The 17550-nt window shown below is 37.2% G+C and carries 15 protein-coding genes and 1 tRNA gene; 9 read left to right on the top strand and 7 right to left on the bottom strand.

Annotated features, from left to right (window positions below):
- The first annotated feature begins 60 nt into the window (after positions 1 to 60).
- From ACFFGT_RS32710 to ACFFGT_RS32690, 5 genes are all read left to right on the top strand, one after another.
- Positions 61 to 134, top strand: a tRNA-Asp gene (locus ACFFGT_RS32710).
- Positions 135 to 385: 251 nt separating this feature from the next.
- The gene (locus ACFFGT_RS32705; protein ID WP_377026723.1) at positions 386 to 1606 is read left to right on the top strand and encodes a site-specific integrase; all 1221 of its coding nucleotides are present in this window, start codon (positions 386 to 388) and stop codon (positions 1604 to 1606) included.
- Between the two features lie 65 nt (positions 1607 to 1671).
- A complete protein-coding gene (locus ACFFGT_RS32700) occupies positions 1672 to 2172 on the top strand; it encodes a DUF6922 domain-containing protein (RefSeq protein ID WP_147054148.1) in 501 nt (166 codons plus the stop codon).
- Positions 2130 to 2831: a nucleotidyl transferase AbiEii/AbiGii toxin family protein gene (locus ACFFGT_RS32695; protein WP_377026722.1), complete on the top strand. Its 702-nt coding sequence runs from the start codon at positions 2130 to 2132 to the stop codon at positions 2829 to 2831. The genes ACFFGT_RS32700 and ACFFGT_RS32695 overlap by 43 nt, the downstream gene beginning before the upstream one ends.
- Positions 2832 to 3028: 197 nt before the next feature.
- The gene (locus ACFFGT_RS32690; RefSeq protein ID WP_377026721.1) at positions 3029 to 3547 is read left to right on the top strand and encodes a hypothetical protein; all 519 of its coding nucleotides are present in this window, start codon (positions 3029 to 3031) and stop codon (positions 3545 to 3547) included.
- A 117-nt stretch (positions 3548 to 3664) separates the two neighbouring features.
- Here ACFFGT_RS32690 and ACFFGT_RS32685 read toward each other — a convergent pair whose 3' ends face one another.
- The 3 genes from ACFFGT_RS32685 to ACFFGT_RS32675 form a co-directional block, all read right to left on the bottom strand.
- Entirely contained in the window at positions 3665 to 4666 is a 1002-nt protein-coding gene (locus ACFFGT_RS32685; RefSeq protein WP_377026720.1) for a hypothetical protein, read from the bottom strand.
- Between the two features lie 47 nt (positions 4667 to 4713).
- Entirely contained in the window at positions 4714 to 5610 is an 897-nt protein-coding gene (locus tag ACFFGT_RS32680; RefSeq protein ID WP_377026719.1) for a tyrosine-type recombinase/integrase, read from the bottom strand.
- 942 nt (positions 5611 to 6552) lie between these two features.
- Complete coding sequence (locus ACFFGT_RS32675) at positions 6553 to 6819, bottom strand: helix-turn-helix domain-containing protein (RefSeq protein WP_377026718.1); 267 nt, start codon at positions 6817 to 6819, stop codon at positions 6553 to 6555.
- Between the two features lie 292 nt (positions 6820 to 7111).
- On the opposite strand from ACFFGT_RS32675, the gene ACFFGT_RS32670 reads away from it, so the two are divergent.
- The 4 genes from ACFFGT_RS32670 (at position 7112) to ACFFGT_RS32655 (ending at position 11017) form a co-directional block, all read left to right on the top strand.
- Positions 7112 to 7810 carry a hypothetical protein gene (locus tag ACFFGT_RS32670; protein WP_377026717.1) on the top strand — a complete coding sequence of 233 codons (699 nt, stop codon included), beginning with the start codon at positions 7112 to 7114 and terminating at the stop codon, positions 7808 to 7810.
- Positions 7811 to 7936: 126 nt separating this feature from the next.
- Entirely contained in the window at positions 7937 to 8263 is a 327-nt protein-coding gene (locus ACFFGT_RS32665; RefSeq protein ID WP_377026716.1) for a hypothetical protein, read from the top strand.
- A gap of 8 nt (positions 8264 to 8271) precedes the next feature.
- A complete protein-coding gene (locus ACFFGT_RS32660) occupies positions 8272 to 9099 on the top strand; it encodes a hypothetical protein (protein WP_377026715.1) in 828 nt (275 codons plus the stop codon).
- A 106-nt stretch (positions 9100 to 9205) separates the two neighbouring features.
- Positions 9206 to 11017: an SIR2 family protein gene (locus ACFFGT_RS32655; protein ID WP_377026714.1), complete on the top strand. Its 1812-nt coding sequence runs from the start codon at positions 9206 to 9208 to the stop codon at positions 11015 to 11017.
- 7 nt (positions 11018 to 11024) lie between these two features.
- On the opposite strand, the gene ACFFGT_RS32650 is transcribed toward ACFFGT_RS32655, so the two are convergent.
- The 4 genes from ACFFGT_RS32650 to ACFFGT_RS32635 are packed head-to-tail and all read right to left on the bottom strand — an operon-like array spanning position 11025 to position 17458.
- Positions 11025 to 11858, bottom strand: a complete 834-nt coding sequence (locus tag ACFFGT_RS32650; RefSeq protein ID WP_377026713.1) for a protein NO VEIN domain-containing protein — start codon at positions 11856 to 11858, stop codon at positions 11025 to 11027.
- A gap of 4 nt (positions 11859 to 11862) precedes the next feature.
- A complete protein-coding gene (locus tag ACFFGT_RS32645) occupies positions 11863 to 13461 on the bottom strand; it encodes a response regulator receiver domain (protein ID WP_377026712.1) in 1599 nt (532 codons plus the stop codon).
- Positions 13462 to 13473: 12 nt separating this feature from the next.
- Complete coding sequence (locus ACFFGT_RS32640) at positions 13474 to 16377, bottom strand: ATP-binding protein (RefSeq protein ID WP_377026711.1); 2904 nt, start codon at positions 16375 to 16377, stop codon at positions 13474 to 13476.
- Complete coding sequence (locus ACFFGT_RS32635) at positions 16364 to 17458, bottom strand: DNA cytosine methyltransferase (protein ID WP_377026710.1); 1095 nt, start codon at positions 17456 to 17458, stop codon at positions 16364 to 16366. Before ACFFGT_RS32635 ends, ACFFGT_RS32640 begins: the two co-directional genes overlap by 14 nt.
- Between the last annotated feature and the right edge of the window lie 92 nt (positions 17459 to 17550).

Raw genomic sequence — 17550 nt, 5'->3', positions numbered from 1 at the left:
TTTTTGAAAAAACAATTTGCGTAGATTAAAATGGTTTGTATATTTGCACACCCAAACGGAGGAGTGGTAGTTCAGCTGGTTAGAATACATGCCTGTCACGCATGGGGTCGCGGGTTCGAGTCCCGTCCATTCCGCTGAAAACAATGTCAAAATTGCCTAAAAGCCTGTAAGTCATCGATTTACAGGCTTTTTTGTTTGCCAAAAAACACCAAAATATGCATGTTTTAGCATAAAAAAGGTGAGCAATTCGGTGAGCATATTAAAGCTAAAAAGATGCTCACCAGAAACACCATAAGTAACTGATTTAGAAGATGTTCAGCGAGTGAACATCTTGATTGCAAGTGATAGAATAATCAATTTTGTTTCACTATTTAATTCATTTGTAATGAGAACTAACATCAATTTGCTTTTTTATTTAAAGAAGCGCTCTACCTACAAGAATGGCCCAGTGGCCATCTATCTCCGGTTTACTGTTGAAGGACAAAGAGCGGAAGCTTCAACAGGTAAAACTTGCGAGCCCTCCCGCTGGAATACACAAGCAGGCCGTGCTATCGGCACCAAAGAAGACGTTCGTACCCTCAACTCTTATCTCGACACCTTGCAGGCCAAAGCCCAGGAGTTTCATCGATGGATGACGACTAATGACGAAATGGTTACTGCCGAGAGCCTCAAAAATCGCTTTATTGGCAAAACAGAAAAGGTCCGCACCTTGGTTAGCGTTTTTGAAGATCATAACCAAAAGATGCGCAGCCTGGTAGGACAGGAATTTGAGAAGAGCACATTACAACGTTATGAAACAGCTTTAATGCATACCAAAGATTTTATGCAATGGCAGCACAATGTATCTGATATACCTATCAATAAAATCAATTTTGAATTCCTGAATGACTTTGAATACTACCTGCGGAGCGTGCGCAAGTGTGCCAACAATTCTGCGATCAAGTACATCAAAAACCTTGGGAAAATTGTCCGTATCTGTTTGGGGAACGGTTGGCTTACTGTCGACCCGTATCTGAACTATAAGCCCAAAACCAAAAAAGTTCACCGGGTTGTGTTGACCAAGGAAGATTTGACAGCCATCGCAGAAAAGGAATTTTCTGTAGATAGGCTGCGTTTAGTTAGGGATATTTTCCTATTTAGTTGCTATACAGGGCTTGCCTATGTCGATGTTAAAAAGCTTAAGCGTTCCGAAATGGCTAAGGGAATCGACGGCGACCTATGGATCCATACCAACCGCCAAAAAACAGATACTTTATCCCGCATTCCCATTTTGCCGGCCGCATTAAAAGTTATTGAAAAATACGAAGACAATCCGCAATGCATTGTCGATGACCTTTTGCTACCGGTGATGAGTAACCAAAAAATGAATGCCTATTTAAAGGAAATAGCCGACTTGTGCGGCATTTCCAAATTACTGACTTTCCATATTGCCCGGCATACGTTTGCCACGACCGTAACGCTTAATAATGGCGTTCCGATAGAAAGTGTAGCTAAGATGATGGGGCACACCAGCATAAAGACCACACAAATCTATGCTAAGGTAATGGATCATAAGATCAGTTCTGATATGGCCGCACTTAAAGTTAAGTTGTCGGCAATTAATTAAAACCATCAATTGACAAATATTCACAAATATTAGGCAGTTCGTATAGTTTTTAGTTAATTTTGGGTATGATAAAAGAGATCAATAAAAGAGTAGTATTAGTGCATTGGAAACGCTTTGCAGGAATCGATATTGATGTATTTTCAAGTCTTAAAGGTTTTTGCGACAGCTACCCTGATTTTAATTATCATACCCTCAATAATTACCTTTCCAAGAAAAAAATCCCATTTGAAAATGACGATGTTAAAATAGAGCGGCAGCCATTGATACAAAAAGTCACCAGGCCTAACCTGCCGCCTGTATTATTCTGGGATTTTGATTTTGATAAAATTGATTGGAGAAGGTCAAGGCTGACGATTATGGAGCGGGTGCTTGATAAAGGCGACGAATCTGATTGGAAGGAGTTGATACGATTTTATGGCCATGATAATGTTATCTACGCACTGAAAGAGGAAATTACTTATCTGACTGATATGACAACTGACCTTGTTTGTGAATATTTTCAATTGAGCAAAAAAGAGCTCAAATGTTACACAAAGAAACAGTTAAACCAGGGACACTGGATCTAATTAAAAAGCTGATGCGAGATCAGCAAATTAATTCATTTCATCTTGTCGGTGGAACGGCTATGGCACTACAAATGGGACACCGGGAATCGATAGACATTGATCTATTTAATTCAGGTGATTTTGACTCTGCGCAATTAGCAGATCACTTAAAAACACATTATGATGCCCGGATCAAACGGCAAAATGGCAATTATATTAGCGGAAGTATATTAAATGTTGACTTTGACATAATAAGTCATAAATATCCAACGATTAGAAATATAGATCCACAAGAAGGTATTCGAATAATGTCTTTGGAAGATATAGCTGCTATGAAAATAAACGCAATTGTAAATAGTGGACGCAGAGTCAAGGATTTCATAGATATACATTATTTACTTAAGAAGTTTTCTTATGAGAATATAATGAACTTTTATCACATCAAGTATCCAAAAGCTGATCTCGTTATTGCACGTTTAGCCTTACTTTATCATGGAGAAGTTGACTTAACTGTTCCTGTGATTCTTAAAGACGAAAAGCTCACATGGGAAATTGTGAAAAGTAGTATTAACAGTGCAGTGTACGAATATGATTGGATGCAACACAACCCAGGATTTAATCAAGAGGGTAATGATAATTCTGAAGATACGGGAAGAGGCAGAGGCGGGTATCGAAGATGAGTGATACGGGTACTGCCAGTTTTATAAATGATGCGGAGAACAAGTGTTGTATTCTCCGCAAATTTGCGGAGAAGGAGCCTGGCGGCGTACGAAATACCAACTATGCATTAACAACTTAATATTATTACGAAATAACCAAATCACCAATTTCTAAATTCGCAAATCGCGAATTTAGAAATTGGTGATTATATTCGTATATGAAAGCACATAATGGGATGAGGCCGCATGATTTGGTCTTACTGCTGAAAATAACTTCGTCAGACAAAAACTGGCTGAACAAAGATCTTGCGAATAGTTTATACATCAGCAATTCTGAGATCAGCGAATCCTTAAATCGTTCCATGATTGCCAAATTGATCAGCCCTGATAAACGGGTTGTTTTTAAAACTGCCCTTTATAATTTTATTGAACACGGGTTGAAATTTGTTTTCCCGGCTGAGCCAGGCGCAATTGTTCGCGGGCTGCCAACCGCACACAGCGCTCCAATTCTAAAAAAATACTTTGTATCTGATGAAACCTATGTATGGCCAAGTGCTGATAGGAAATCAAAAGGCCAGGCGATAATACCGCTATACCCCAATCAAGTAATGGCGGCAACGGATGACGAACGGCTATATGATAAACTTGCTTTAGTCGATGCAATCCGCGTCGGTAAAGTTAGGGAGCAAAAAAAAGCCTTAGAGCTGTTAAAAAAATCTTTTGAATTGGTTTTTTGAAGAGGCAATCGAAGCCATTTTTGATAGTCAATTAGATAAATATCCGAATAAATTAAGAAAAGCGGCTGTATCATATATTATGATACAGCCGCTCTGGTGTATTAGAATCAGTTGCCGTTAAAAGATATCCTTATCTCCTTCCGTCATCCATTCATCTTCAGCCATTGTAACTGGGTCGAGCCAATCTGCTTTATGCCTGGCCCAAGCCAGCCAATCATTATTGGGGCTGGGTATTAAAGCAAGGTACTCTCGAATAAGCTGCGCCTGTCTCCAGCGCTTTGCCTGTGTCATTAACTCTTTAAAACTCTCTCGCTCTTCATGCTGGTGTGCATCACGTTTTGCCTGAAGTTTGCGTTGCTTTTCCCAATTCTCTTGCCATATAAGTGCATTTTTTAAATACTCCTCTTCTTGTTTAGCAGATATATCCAACTTCGCCAGTATTTTTGGTAGCTGGTCTTCTAATAGTTTGGTTTTTGAATCTCCCCATTCAGACTTTAACCTGTCATCAAGTCGAAACACTATTTTACCATTTGGCCGCCACTCAAATTCCTGATAGGGTTTATCCGCCTTGAATTTGGTTGTTCGTTCTCGAAAATTGACCCTGAGTTTTACCTCACCAACAACAATATAATTCCCATCTGTAGTTATCTCATAAATGAATCCTCGGGCACGTACGCACTTAATTAACGTATCCATAAAACGAAGTGCCCGCCCAATATTGGATGGTGCCACGCGAATATCCAGTTGCCCTTTTGTGGTTACAGCCATTCCAGGATAATTGATATCAGTCAGTTTTTCCAAACTTTCTTTTGCAGCTATAATTAGCGGATCAGGTTTTATCAACCGTCCTGGTACCTTAAATGGTAATTCCCTCTGAGTTATTTCCTTAACGAGTTGTATTCGTTCGGAAGTTTTTTTAACTGGTTGTTCCTGAGGTCGTTCTTTGAGTTCAATAAAATCTTGTCCATCCCATTGAGCCGGCAGTTTAGGTTGGCGTCTATGATGCCCTGCTTTAACTTTAGCCCAGGAGCCTGTCTTTGGAACAGGAATATTCATACGAAGGCATATTTTACGAAAACCAACATCCGATATCTTATATTTCTTAGCAATCTCTGTCATTGGTAGCTCCCATACCATCTGGTAGATTTCTTTACGTGTAAATCTGATCATAAAACTGGCGCTGCAGACTTTAACTCATCCATATTAAACTCACCCAGGCTTCGCAGATATTTCATCGTTATAAGCACTGATGAATGTCCCATCATTTTCTGAACCATATAAACATCCTTCGTACGGCGAAATACATCTATCGCAGCGGTATGCCGAAAAGAATATAATGTCTGTTTAGGGTATATCAACCCATGGCTCAATAATATTTTCTTTTCCCGTGACCATTGTTTGCTGAAATAATCATCATTAAACGGCTCGTTAATTAAACTGAATATATTGTCATCTCTTTTAATCCTGTCAAGAACAGGATCCAGTTCGTGCCTTACATAATCGGGTACATAGACAACTCGGATCTTGCCACCCTTATTCTCACTACCATCTAAATGGATCTCGGTATTGTTAATCTTAAAATGCTTTTTGGTCAGTAGCCGTATCTCCTCATGGGGGCGTAATAAGCAGCCATAGGTCATCAGGCAGCAGCGATAAAGATTGGTTTGCCTGGCTTTTAGAAAATTGAGCACTGGTTTTAGCTGATCCTTTTCATAAGCTAAATGAAGTGTAGGCTTGATTTTCTGTACTTCTGTTTTCTTAACCGTCATTAAAGATTCATCGATTAGTCGGGTAGCCGCGTTAAAAAGGGAACTCAGTTCACGCCGTTTATTCATGTAGCTCGTTGGAGATGAATTGTAGCGTTGGAGAAATTCTTCAATTGTAGATGTCTTTAATTTCTTGATTGACATTTCACGGCCTTCTGGCCCTAAAAAGATCATGAACTGATTGTAGGCATAGCGAAGGCTATCTCTATGCAGTTTACTAATGTCAGAAGAGAGCTTTCTGTCGAGTGCCTGCTGAAAAAGCAAGCCAATGGATTTGTTATTTTTTTTAATTTTCATCCGGCAAACATGCGCTTATAGCACATATCGACTTTATTAAATTCTTTCTCTTTTTTGACAGCTATGAACAATACAGCCTTAATCATCATGTAAGCAACTAAAAGCAAAGCCGGATAAAATGTCAAGGGCGAGCCAGCTGCTGAAAGCTTACAATACGGCTCGCTTGTATACCCTTGACATTTTATTCCGGCTTGGACTACCTTTGCGATAGTGGTGAGTAAGGTAATCCCACGATAGTAATTTATTCATTGTTGCCCATCTAACCAATTAGGAATTGGGCTTTCTTGCAATATTTTAAGGACTTCCAAGAAAAAATGAGTTGCGATTTTTTTTAAATCCTCCCGGGAGGGCAAGAGACTTTTTGTCATACAAAAAGACATCTTGCAGTTACAAAAGCAACATGTTTTTTGATAATGATTTTAAGTTAATTGAGGCTTCGTAAAACTGAGAGGGTGATTTCAGGAACCATTTAAAAGCCGTTTTCGAGAATCGAAAACGGCTTGTCCAGTTTGGGCTTAGATAGGCGGATAACATGATTGCAAGATTTGCAGATCGTGCGATTTAATGATAATCTGATCGTAAGATCTACGGATTACAAGATCTATCGATTAAGTGATCATAGGATCGGTAGTTCTCAAGATACCCCCTCCTGCCAGGAAATCAGGCTGCCTTTTACAGGATGGTAAGATGGGCTATATTTAATACAGCCCAATTCAACCAACTTCTTAATACATTTATGATAGGTACCGGTAGATCTAATATTACTATAGCACATCAGTTTTCTACGACTGACTGAAAAAAAGGTAATCCCATCATTCTGCAGTAAACAAATAAATAAAGCATTGTAAAGACTTGAATGACTTATGGATAAACTCGGGTCTTCTTTCATTTTCATAACCCGCTCATCGTATGCCTTGAATTTATTGACTTTAACAGCGGGTGTCATTGTTTACCCCCTTCCAGAACTTTTTGAATGTCCTCCAGTTTATAGTACATCATGCCGCCTATCTTCGTAAAGCTAAGCGTGCCATTGATACGCAAATTTTGCAAAGTGCCTGACGAGATGTCCAATAGTTTTCGCACATCTTTGCTCTTTACCCATTGCTTACTTTGTCTTTTTTCAGGCTGAAGAAGAGCTTCAATTTTTTCCAGGATTCTTTTTTCGAAGGCATCCAGAGCCTCTGTTGTTACTAACTCATTTGGTCGCATTTAATTTAGTTAATAAAATAGTTCGTCGCGCCATTCGCTGACCTATGGGAATGGCGGGTTTTAATCTGCAATTGATTTAATCGCAGTAGTTTTTATTTAAAACAAATGTAAAACATTGTTTTGACAAAATAAAACATATCAAAACAAATGATTAATTTTGGCATATTCAATTAGCAAACGACTTAATTAGGATTGATCGTTTTTGGTTAAGCCTGATTAATTATTGCGGTTTAATCAAAAGAAGCGAACATCAAAAGCGGTCAAACCGTATCAAAAAATATTTTTTAAAAAAGTGAATAAGATCAGTTACAAAACATACTTAAATGACCGTTTGAAGCAGGTGGATTTCCATGGCCAGCTAACTCATCCACTATACGTGCAGGTAACTTTTGAGCGGAAAACGATATTCTTTAAGAGCTATTACTTCGAATTGTTTTCTAAAGCCCGGTATTTACTTGATATACCACCATTAAAGCCTAAAGGACCAGAATTAAAAGATGTGATTGCCAAAGAAAACGAAGTGATCGACTTTATAATTGAAAAGCACAAGGATGATTTTTCTTTGGAGATATTCAAAAAGGACTATACTTATTTCAGTCAGGACCTTTGTGATATAACCGAAAGTGGATTTTTGGATTACATGTATACTTTCTTTTGGGATGAGGGAATGCCTTTTATGGGTGACCTGGTTAAATGGGGAGGAAAAAATGTGGTAGCTTACGATTTGGCGGGGGATTTAAAAAGATCGTTTAATAATGTCTTATATGAGAAACTGGTAGAAAATTCATTTTATTACTCACCACCTTATCTTCCTCTTTATGGCTTCATGAAGGAAACTAAAAGATGGCCATTGCTTTGCCTTACTGCGATGGAATGGGATAATATGGAAACAGTTAGGGCTTTTAAAGAATATGTGGAATTGCATTATCCGAAGCTAAAGTCGGCCATATTGATTGAGCAGGTGAATAACTGTCGAAATTATCTTAGATAATTTTGGCAATTTTTAACGATAAAATTACCGTCGAAAAAATATGGTTATAGGTCATTATAATAAGTAAATTAGCTGTATACCAGACATCCTGAAAATTTAAATACCATGTCCTCATATACTGACTCCATGTGCTACGAAGTATTCATCCGTAGAGCTTTTAAATGTGACTACGACGCACATAATTCAAAAAACTCTTACTTCCAAAATCTAATAGAAACAGAGAATGGGGCGACTTCTACGAAACATTTAGGTTCATACGATAAACAACTAGCCGCGATAAAAAAGAATATAGAAAAAGCCATTGATAAATTTCTTAAATCTAAGCCGACCGAAAACGAAGCATTAAATTTAAATGCTTTCAAAACTAAATTGGCATCGGTCTATTCTACGTCTGAAATAAAGAATTTATTAGATCAAGGTGTAGTAAATACAACAAGGTTTAGAGATTTATAAGCCTTATAATGGAGGAAGAATACGATGAGTTGGATGAATATATTGATGCCCTAATCAATGAGGAACGGACTAAATTAATACAGGGCGATATTGGGCTTTCCACGTGCCAGTTTTTTAAAGAGGATGGCAAGGGTGGCGTCACCCCATTTGCGTCAGGTGTAATGGTCGAGTTAGGGCCATCGTCTTATATTTTAACAGCATCACACGTTATCGAAGATTGGTCAAATGCCAGTAAACTGTTTGTCCCTCTCGCTGATACTCATATATCCGTTGCCGGTCATGCGTATGGTACGACTATGGATAAGGAAAACAAGTACGACATTGCTTATATTAAATTAACACCAGAATTAGCAAGACTTTTACGGTACACCTACCGGTTTATGCCTATCCATAAAATGCTGCATCACTGGAAATCATTATTGGAACCTAACTATTGCATATTTGGATATCCTGTTATTAATCAAAAAAAAGCCGATGGAGCAGTTAAAACTTTTGGCTCCGCTTATTTTAGTCTGCCATGTCAGGATAAGGTATTTGAATACTATGGCTTAAATCCGCTCGCACATTATGCATTCGAGTTCCAGGGTAAGGCAGTAAACATCCAAAGCAACAAAGTAGAGAAGATTAAAACCGAGCATTACGGATTAAGTGGTTGTGGCGTATGGTATGTCGATATTGAATTTAAACATAATAAATTCAAGTCATCAGCTCAATTAATCGGGATTATGATGGAATTTCGGAAAGGGAAATATGAATGTTTAATCGGCAACCGCATGGAGATTATTTTGGCCACTATTGAAAAAAACGAAGGAGTTAAAATCAAACGGACCATTTAATGAATATGTCGACTGCTCTGTTCGACTACATTAATGTTGCGCAGCGGAACATCCGATTGGATAAACAGTATTATTTTACGGTAAATTAAACCTAAATCTTACCCACATGGAAGACAATTCTAAAAATTTTCTAAGCCATTTCTTAGAAAAAATATTCTCCGAAAAACTATCAATATTGTGCGGGGCTGGAATTTCATATAATTCGGGGCTGCCAGTAGTTTATCAATTTCTGACCGCGCTTTTTGAAAAATTTGAATTGGCAGAGGAACAGAGGCAACTTATTTATTATTCAGATTATCCTTTTGAAGCGATTATGGAATTGCTACAAAGAGAAACGGATATTACTGATTTGTTAAGAATTTTCGAACTGGGTGATTATAATACAAATCATCTATTCATGGCGTATCTGGCAAAGGAAAAGCGAATTAAGAATATCGTTACTACCAATTTTGATATATTAATTGAGCAAGCATTTGCAGTGGTAGGACTCTACGAAAACATTGACTATAATATATATTCGACTGAAGAAGAGTTTGCAAATATCGGGTGGTCCGGAAATGGCATAAATCTGATAAAAATACATGGCACGGCAAGTGATTTGGAAAGCATGGCCATTAACATGGAAATGGTTGCAACTCAGACTATGTGCATTAATAAAAATAGAGTAATCAAGCAACTTTTCAATAAAAGTCTAAACCCAACTGTTATTATATTGGGTTATAGCAGTTCAGATGTCTTCGATATATCACCGGAAATTAAATTGATTAAAAACAATCAAAGTGCAGTGCTCTACCTTGAACATTCGAAGGATAAAGAATTTCATATTGAGGACATAACATTGAAAGTTGAAAAAAATCCATTCACTGGCTTTGTGGATAGCCATAGGTTATTTTATGACACTGATGATTTTGTAAAAGCACTCTGGTCATTAACGAATCTACCGGATTATAAATTTATTTCAAGGGAAAAAGTTATCTGGAATCCATTGGTTGACAGGTGGTTTGCACAGGCTGAAAAGGTCCTTACAAATGGATTCAAACATCAAATATGCGGTAGACTATTTCATAATATATGCGAATTTGATAGTTCTATCGATCATTATGATAAAGGTATCGCTATTGCTTTGCAGCTAAACGATGAGCAACGCTTTTCAAGCGAATTAGGAAACCTGGCATTGACCTATAATTCTGTAGGACGATTTAAAGATGCTGTTAACTGCCTGAATGCGTCATTAGCAAGTTGTGAACGTATCGGCAATTCGCAAGGGCAGATTAGTCAATTACAATCGCTTGGAAATGTCTATAAGAATATGGGGCAGTACGATATGTCTGAACAATGCTTCCTATCTGCTTCGCGAATTATTGAAAGTCAAGGCGACGAATATGATCTTTGTACAACGTTAGGTAACCTAATTACACTTTATAATAAGACAGGGGATTATGCGAAGACTGTTTTTTATGGAGAAAAGGCACATGAACTGGCTGGGAAGTTGGGGATTAAACAATCTGAGGGAAGCATTCTTTGTAGTTTGGGAAGCGCCTATTATAGCTTAGGTCAAACCAAAAAAGCTATTGATCACATGGAAGGTGGCATAGCAATAGGACGTCTTATCGGCAATAACAATATCATTTGCCTTGGACAAACCAATTTGGCTTTGATTTATACCCATGAGCGTCAATATAACTTAGCGATTGACTTATTAATGACCGCTTTACCACTATCGTTATCGATGGGTACACAACATAATTCTGGGCTCATCTATCTCAGCTTAGGGCAAAATCACGTTGCGCTGGATCAGACTTCTTTCGCTATGGAAAATTTTGAAAAGGCAAAATTAATTTGGGAAAATGTCTTTGACCCAGATCATCCTAATCTAACTATATTGGATAAGGAAATGAGCTCCATAAAGAACCTATGAAACGCATTTAAAATTCGCCTCTGAAATGGGTGGGTTGAACCCTGCAAAACTCATCATATCTTCCTGTAAGTTTAAACATTTGAGGGCTTTGATTAAAGTTAAAAATTCTGTATAAATGATAATTCGCTTGGTTTTCAATGGAAAAATTATACTCGTTCAAAGAAAAATAAAACGGTGATTCTTTACTTAGCTTAGTGGTTTTTACTTCCACATATTTATCGGAACCATTAATATTTTTTGACAATATATCAAAGCCTAGTCCATCGCCCAACTCTTTGGAAATCCATTCTACCTTATCGGCAAGTTTGTCCTTGCCAGCAGCAATTAAACTATATCTTTCATAATTCAAAACAAGTTCTTCACCTTTCAATCCGAGACTTCTATTATCCTGTTCCCTTTCCAAATAATTTATTTTTATAGGTCTTCTAATTGTCTTGATCTTGTTTGGAATCTCCGAAATCTCAGGAGCTGAAACTATCCAAGAAGAAAATTCAACTGTTTTAATGATTTCAGGAATAGCGTCTGAAAACATCTTAAATTTAGATTCAATATTCGCATGAGCCCGAACATAGCGATCAACAACCATTATAAGCTTTGATCGCTGAAAATTGAATCTTGGCTTATAGCCTTTTATAAAAGGATATCCCATCTCGGTAAGCACTGCACTGATATTTTGGTGCTTAAACTCTACAGATCCATCGGATCGATTTTTCAAAAGAGGCATTAAAGCATGACGGTGATTCGTTTTATTTATCTTAATGCCCATGAGTTCATCTATGAGCATTGAAAAATAGTCTGCAACGACTAATTCAACTTCCCGATCAGACCAATCCTCATTCATATTGTTATTTTTTTACATAATCAACGCCTACCCGCAAAGGATGCGAAAAAGCATGATTTGCTATTCTTTGAGCATATTGTTGCCTAAGAGTAAATCGATAGGTTAGGTTAATTTCGAAAGGAGCTCCCTTATGATAATCATGAGCCTTTAATTTTCCTTCAGCAATTGTTCCGTCGGGAATATACAGTTGATTAGGTTTTACATAAATAGGTTTATGCTTATCTGCCTTGTCGCTTTTAGGTGCAACCCATACCCATGATATACATGTTAATTCATCGATATAAGAGATAAAAGCTTCATCGCCTAAGGAAATCGCTTCTTCAATATCATTGAAACTTATACCCTTAACAAAGAAATACTTGTTTTTTATGTTGTCATCCGGATACAAACAATCGCAAAGGGGTGTGATGCACATGTAATAAATGTTATCCCTAAAATGAAATATATCGCCAAAATTCACTTTCCTTTCTTCAGTTAGCGCCGAGCCATTATAAAAAGTATTGATTTTGGCTATTTCTCCGGATGAGGCCTTCGGATATTTTGGAGTGATCGCGGTAAGAAAGTCGTTATCTAAAATGGCAAGTTGCTCTTCTCGTAAGTTTAATTTGGCTTGGGCGATCAGAAGATCCTTTATAAATAATTCAAAAGGCAGATCGTCTAATACTCCATTTATCTGGTGTCTATGATATAAAAACGTTTTAAGCGATATGTTTAATAAATTGGAATCTACAAATGACCCTTTGCGGGCAAAAATGTTTTGCATTTCAATGCCGAGCAATTGAGTAAAACTATTTGTAGAATTGGTAATTTGATTGGATAAGCGACTTACCAGTCTTTTGGGGTCTCTTCTATGATCTTTTTTTATTAGGGTAACGATAGTGTTGTTGATGACAATAATCTTGTTCGCTTTATCGATAATTTCAGGCAGTGGATTAGGCGTTACTGATTTTATAAAAGTAGGGTTAACTGCGATTTTTATCGCAATTAGGGCTTTTTTAATATCTGTTGTATGTGTTGCTGCCAGCGCATCTCTTATAAAACCGTCAATACCAGCTAATGATCCAATCAATCGCTGGTTCTTTAAATGATCATAAATGTCCACATTTTCTAAAACGGGTCTGATCTGATCTAAATAGGGAGTAATGTCAAGCTCAATTTGTTCATACTCGGCCCGAGTTCTACCTGAAAAGAAAGATATTACGTTATCAAATACGTCACTCTCACGAGTAGTTGCAGTGTATATAGCACAAAAGTGTAAGTGGGCGGAGGCAACGACATCGGCTAATAATTTAAGAGAATATTCTTTTCCTGTTGCATAATCTCTATCCAACTCCCAATCCAGTAAAACAAGATCTCTGTTATCAAAAAGGTATCTTATCAGATCTGGTTTACCAAGATCACTTGCTACAAATTTATGAACAGTCAGAGAGGAACCGGCTTGCTTAAATTTATTGAAAAGCTTTATAGAAAGGCTTTCTTCAGGAAGAGGCGTAGCTGGCAGAGGCACATAGGATTCCAGTGCTTTTTCGTCTATAAATACAACGGATTTTATTGAGTCCGTTATGATTTTGTTGGCCGTTTGGTTGTATAAACGGGATGCCATACATTATATAATTTAGGTGATAGGTTTAAGTACAAAACAGGCTCCATTAAGCCTGTTATAATTAGGGTCATTTGTAGCGTAGATCTCAAAGTAGTTGTCAGCAAGACTTTGTTTTGAAAGAAATAAACCGATTCCTCTGCCACCAGGGCGATTTGAGTAAAAGAGTTCAAATATTTTATTCAACCTATGCTCTTCAATTTTAAGTCCGGAGTTCATTATTAATATTTCGCCGGTGTCTTTTTTATAATCAAAAGAGACTTCTTTTTCATCTACACTCCGCAGCCAATAAATAGCATTATTCACTAAATTTATAAAAACGGTATGTATGACTGGTTCTTTAATTTCCAAAGAATGATTTAAAAAACTTTTCGAGGCCGAGAAAGTAATATCATCCTCCCGAATTTTTCTTTCAAAAAAGTCTTTTAAATATTCAAATATGGACTTACAGGTGATAAGTTTCGCGTTAATTCCCGATATGCGATATAAAGGTGAAAGCAGGCCGTATTTATCTTCCAGGCTTTTAAAGGATTTTTTAAGATTATTGAAAAGAACGGTAATCTTTTGAGGGATCTCCGAATCTAATTTCTCAATCACCGAATTGATTTGTGAATACAGCACGTTGAATTCATGATCAATTATTTCTACTGCAATTCCCAATTGGGCTGCATCCCTTGTTTGCTCCCATTGGTATTTTATATTTTCATACTCAGCTCGGTAAGCACCTTGAACTAATTCTTCATCAATATCGAAAGAGAGTTTTTTAATATGCTCAACCAATGGAGTAATTTCTGCACTCACCTGTTCGGAGAGCTGTTCAAACTTCCTTTTAATGCTTATGGTGTTATTAATAACATCATCCTTACTAAGGATGGATGATTCGAGATCTTCCTTGCTAAATTTAAGGTCATCTAATATTGAACTGGTTTTATTTTCAAATTCCCTCGTAATAGCACGGAACTTATCGTCAAGATTCTGTTTATTTTGGTATAAAACAGTCTCCAATTCTGCATGATAACGATTATATTGCTTAACGAACTCAATTTTAAGCTCTTTGATCTGAAGTTCTTTTTGAACCTTGATTAGAAGTTCTTCACTTTCCCTTTTTATCGTATCATTAAACTCAATAACTTCACTTTCATATTTGTACAGGCGATCTAATTGAAGATCAGTCGGCTGGTAAGCCTTTGAAACCTGGGGAATTAGGTTTTTAAATTCAAGATCGAGTTGTTGTATACTTTCTAAAAGTTCCTCCAGTTCCTGATAAATCACCTTTGACTTATATAATTTTGATTGCAATTCACTAAGCAACCTTTTATATTCCTCCTGGTATTTTTTAAATCTTACCGGGTAGTCGCTCAAGCTTTTTGAAAAAGCTTTTTTGGCTTCCGTTTCGCGTTTTTTATCTTTTTTAAGCGCCTCCGACTGGTCTTTTAGTTCGTTTTTCTTATTTAAAAACAGGCTTTTTTTCGCTTCAGAGCCAAAATATTCTTTGGCGAGATCCATAAAAAAAGCTTCTAAATCGTTTTTGAAAGCGCGATAAGGAGCATTGTTAATAAGCCCTTCCCTGCTCGATTTGTCTTTTAAGTTTTCATTCGCTTTTCTCGCAAGCTCTATAAAACCGAACATCCGGCGATGCCCAAAGAACCAAGTACCCGCGCGCAAAGCTCGTCGCTTCTCAAACTCTAAGAAATCGTACTCAGGTCTTCCATATGGAAGCACCCTGAAACCGTCTCTATAAAGATATAATGCGCCGTACTTTTCAACTTTTCTGTTTATTTTATCATACAACCCTCTTTCAAGCTTTGATTCATTGAAATTACCCTGGGAGTATCCTAGTTTGATTGGAAATGCCCCATAATTGCTGCGAATATCTTTTTTTCTTGAATTGGTAAAGTTGTAGGAAATCGTTTCGTTGTAGATTTTTAATTTGCCTTTAAAGCCTCCATCGCCATCAAAATTGCCCTCGATTACAATGTCTGCCAAATCATAATCCTCGGGAACGAAAAAATTTCCGGCTTGGTTAAGAAAGTCCGAATCATTACCCGTCTCACGATGAATAGGAAATGAGGTACTTATGGGCAATCTGTCTTTCTTTTCCTTAAACTGATTTGTAAATCCGGCTAAACTCGTTCTGACAAATTCATTGTCATTATTGTCGGCAGTGCCTATAAGATTTAATATTTGCTCTTCAGGTTCAAAAATCACGAATTTGGTGCCATGATCATCAACAAGGTCTATAATATTACTGAGGATTTCCGTCTCAAAAAATTCGGGTAACTGAACTTTTGTAGTTGATTTAATAATTCTATCCTTCAAAGAAATTTGCGTCTTCTCCCAAATGGGATTTCCGTCAATGTCTTTTACTTTCTTGAAATTTAATAAAAATTCATTCTTTAAATCTTCGAATCGTTCCCTTAATTCATCTAAATCTTCTATCTCGATAACAGGTATTTGAATATCATCTAAAAACAAATTATAGTTTTCAAGAAGGCGCCAGTCGAAATACATGGCTTGGAGATTGTACCCAAGCTTTTTAGTGAGCATCAGCATAGGAGATCCTAAAAAAGCAACTGATAAGCGACCGATACCCTTTTCACCGGCTTTGATCCTTGGCTTTTTAAAAAGTGTTTCTACCCCCTCTTCGTCAACTCCATTTGTCCTGCTTTTTGAATCGGTGCCTAATACTAACCACTTATCAAAAATATCTTTATTAGACATCCCCTTTCCATCATCCGTCATTACAAAGATTGGTTCAGGCAAATCACGATAGCCTTTCAGATAAATTTCTGCCGTTAAATTATCAGCGTACGCATCAAAGCCGTTTTTCCATAATTCGGTAATTGCGGTCGGTAAATCAGCGATTTGTCCTTTACCCAATAAGTCTACAGCTCTTGCTTTGGTCCTAAATGGCGGCATCCGAATTTTGTTTTATGGCTTGTCCTATAGATTTTGCATATTCAGGAGGAACAGCGTTGCCAATTATTCGGGCTATGGAATCGATGCCTTTTCCGAAAAACTTGTAGTCTTTTGGAAAAGATTGAAGAACCGCCCCTTCACGTAGAGAAAGCGCTCGATCTTCTTCGGGATGAACAAATCTCCCGTTTGAAATATTATAAAATTTTGTTGTAATAGTTGGCGAGGGGCGGTCCCACCATAGACGCCCAAAGGTATCTCTAAAAGATTTTTCTCTCCCAATAAAGCATTTTAATTGAAGTCGAGGGTTATCGGCGAAACCAAATCGATTACCGCCATCTTTTTTCACAAATGTTAGACGTTCAGCGTTAACTTCGCCGAGCTTCATAACCGAATGAAGAAACGGGGTTTTATCAGTATGACCATCCTTAATGGATGGAAAACCGTTATCGAGACCCAAGACATCCCTTACAGTAAGTTTTGGGCCTTCTGATTTGATCGGTTGCAGTTCAATATTCGATACTCTGTTAGCAATCAATGTAAACCTTTTTCTACTTTGGGGCACGCCAAATTCATTGACATTGTGAACATTGAAATGAACTTTATAGCCGTTCTCTTCACTTTCTAACCACTCTATAAAGTCTTTTAATCCACTTTCTTCTTTCTTGCGCAGCACACCAGGAACATTTTCAACAACCACATAACCTGGGTTGAAATATCTTACAAAACGAGTAAATTCGATGAGTAGGTTTTTTGATTTTTTTGACTTCTCCTTGTCGGTATTAATTATACTCCAAAATTGACAGGGGCTGCATCCGATTAGGACCAGATTATCATCGTTCCTTTTTAATTTCAGGCTTTTCTCTAAATCGGTTTCTTTCAGTTCAAAGACATCCGCTTGTATAAACTGGGCACCTGTTATATTTGCTTCGTAAGTTTCTTTACATTTAGGCTCGTAGTCAATTCCGGCAATAACCTTAATGCCAGCTTGGAGCATTCCATAACTCATTCCTCCTCCACCACAAAAGAAATCGACCGCTTTCAGTTCGGTATTGTTTGTATATGTAGTATTTTTTTTAGACACAGTTCAGGTAATATAAAATTTTATACCAAAGTATAAAATTTTATTCAAAAAAGCTCCTAAGATAGATTTTTTGTTGAAATAATGAACAGATG

The sequence above is a fragment of the Mucilaginibacter angelicae genome, assembly GCF_042434235.1.
GTDB lineage: Bacteria > Bacteroidota > Bacteroidia > Sphingobacteriales > Sphingobacteriaceae > Mucilaginibacter > Mucilaginibacter angelicae.
This window is presented reverse-complemented; position numbering and strand designations above follow the sequence as displayed.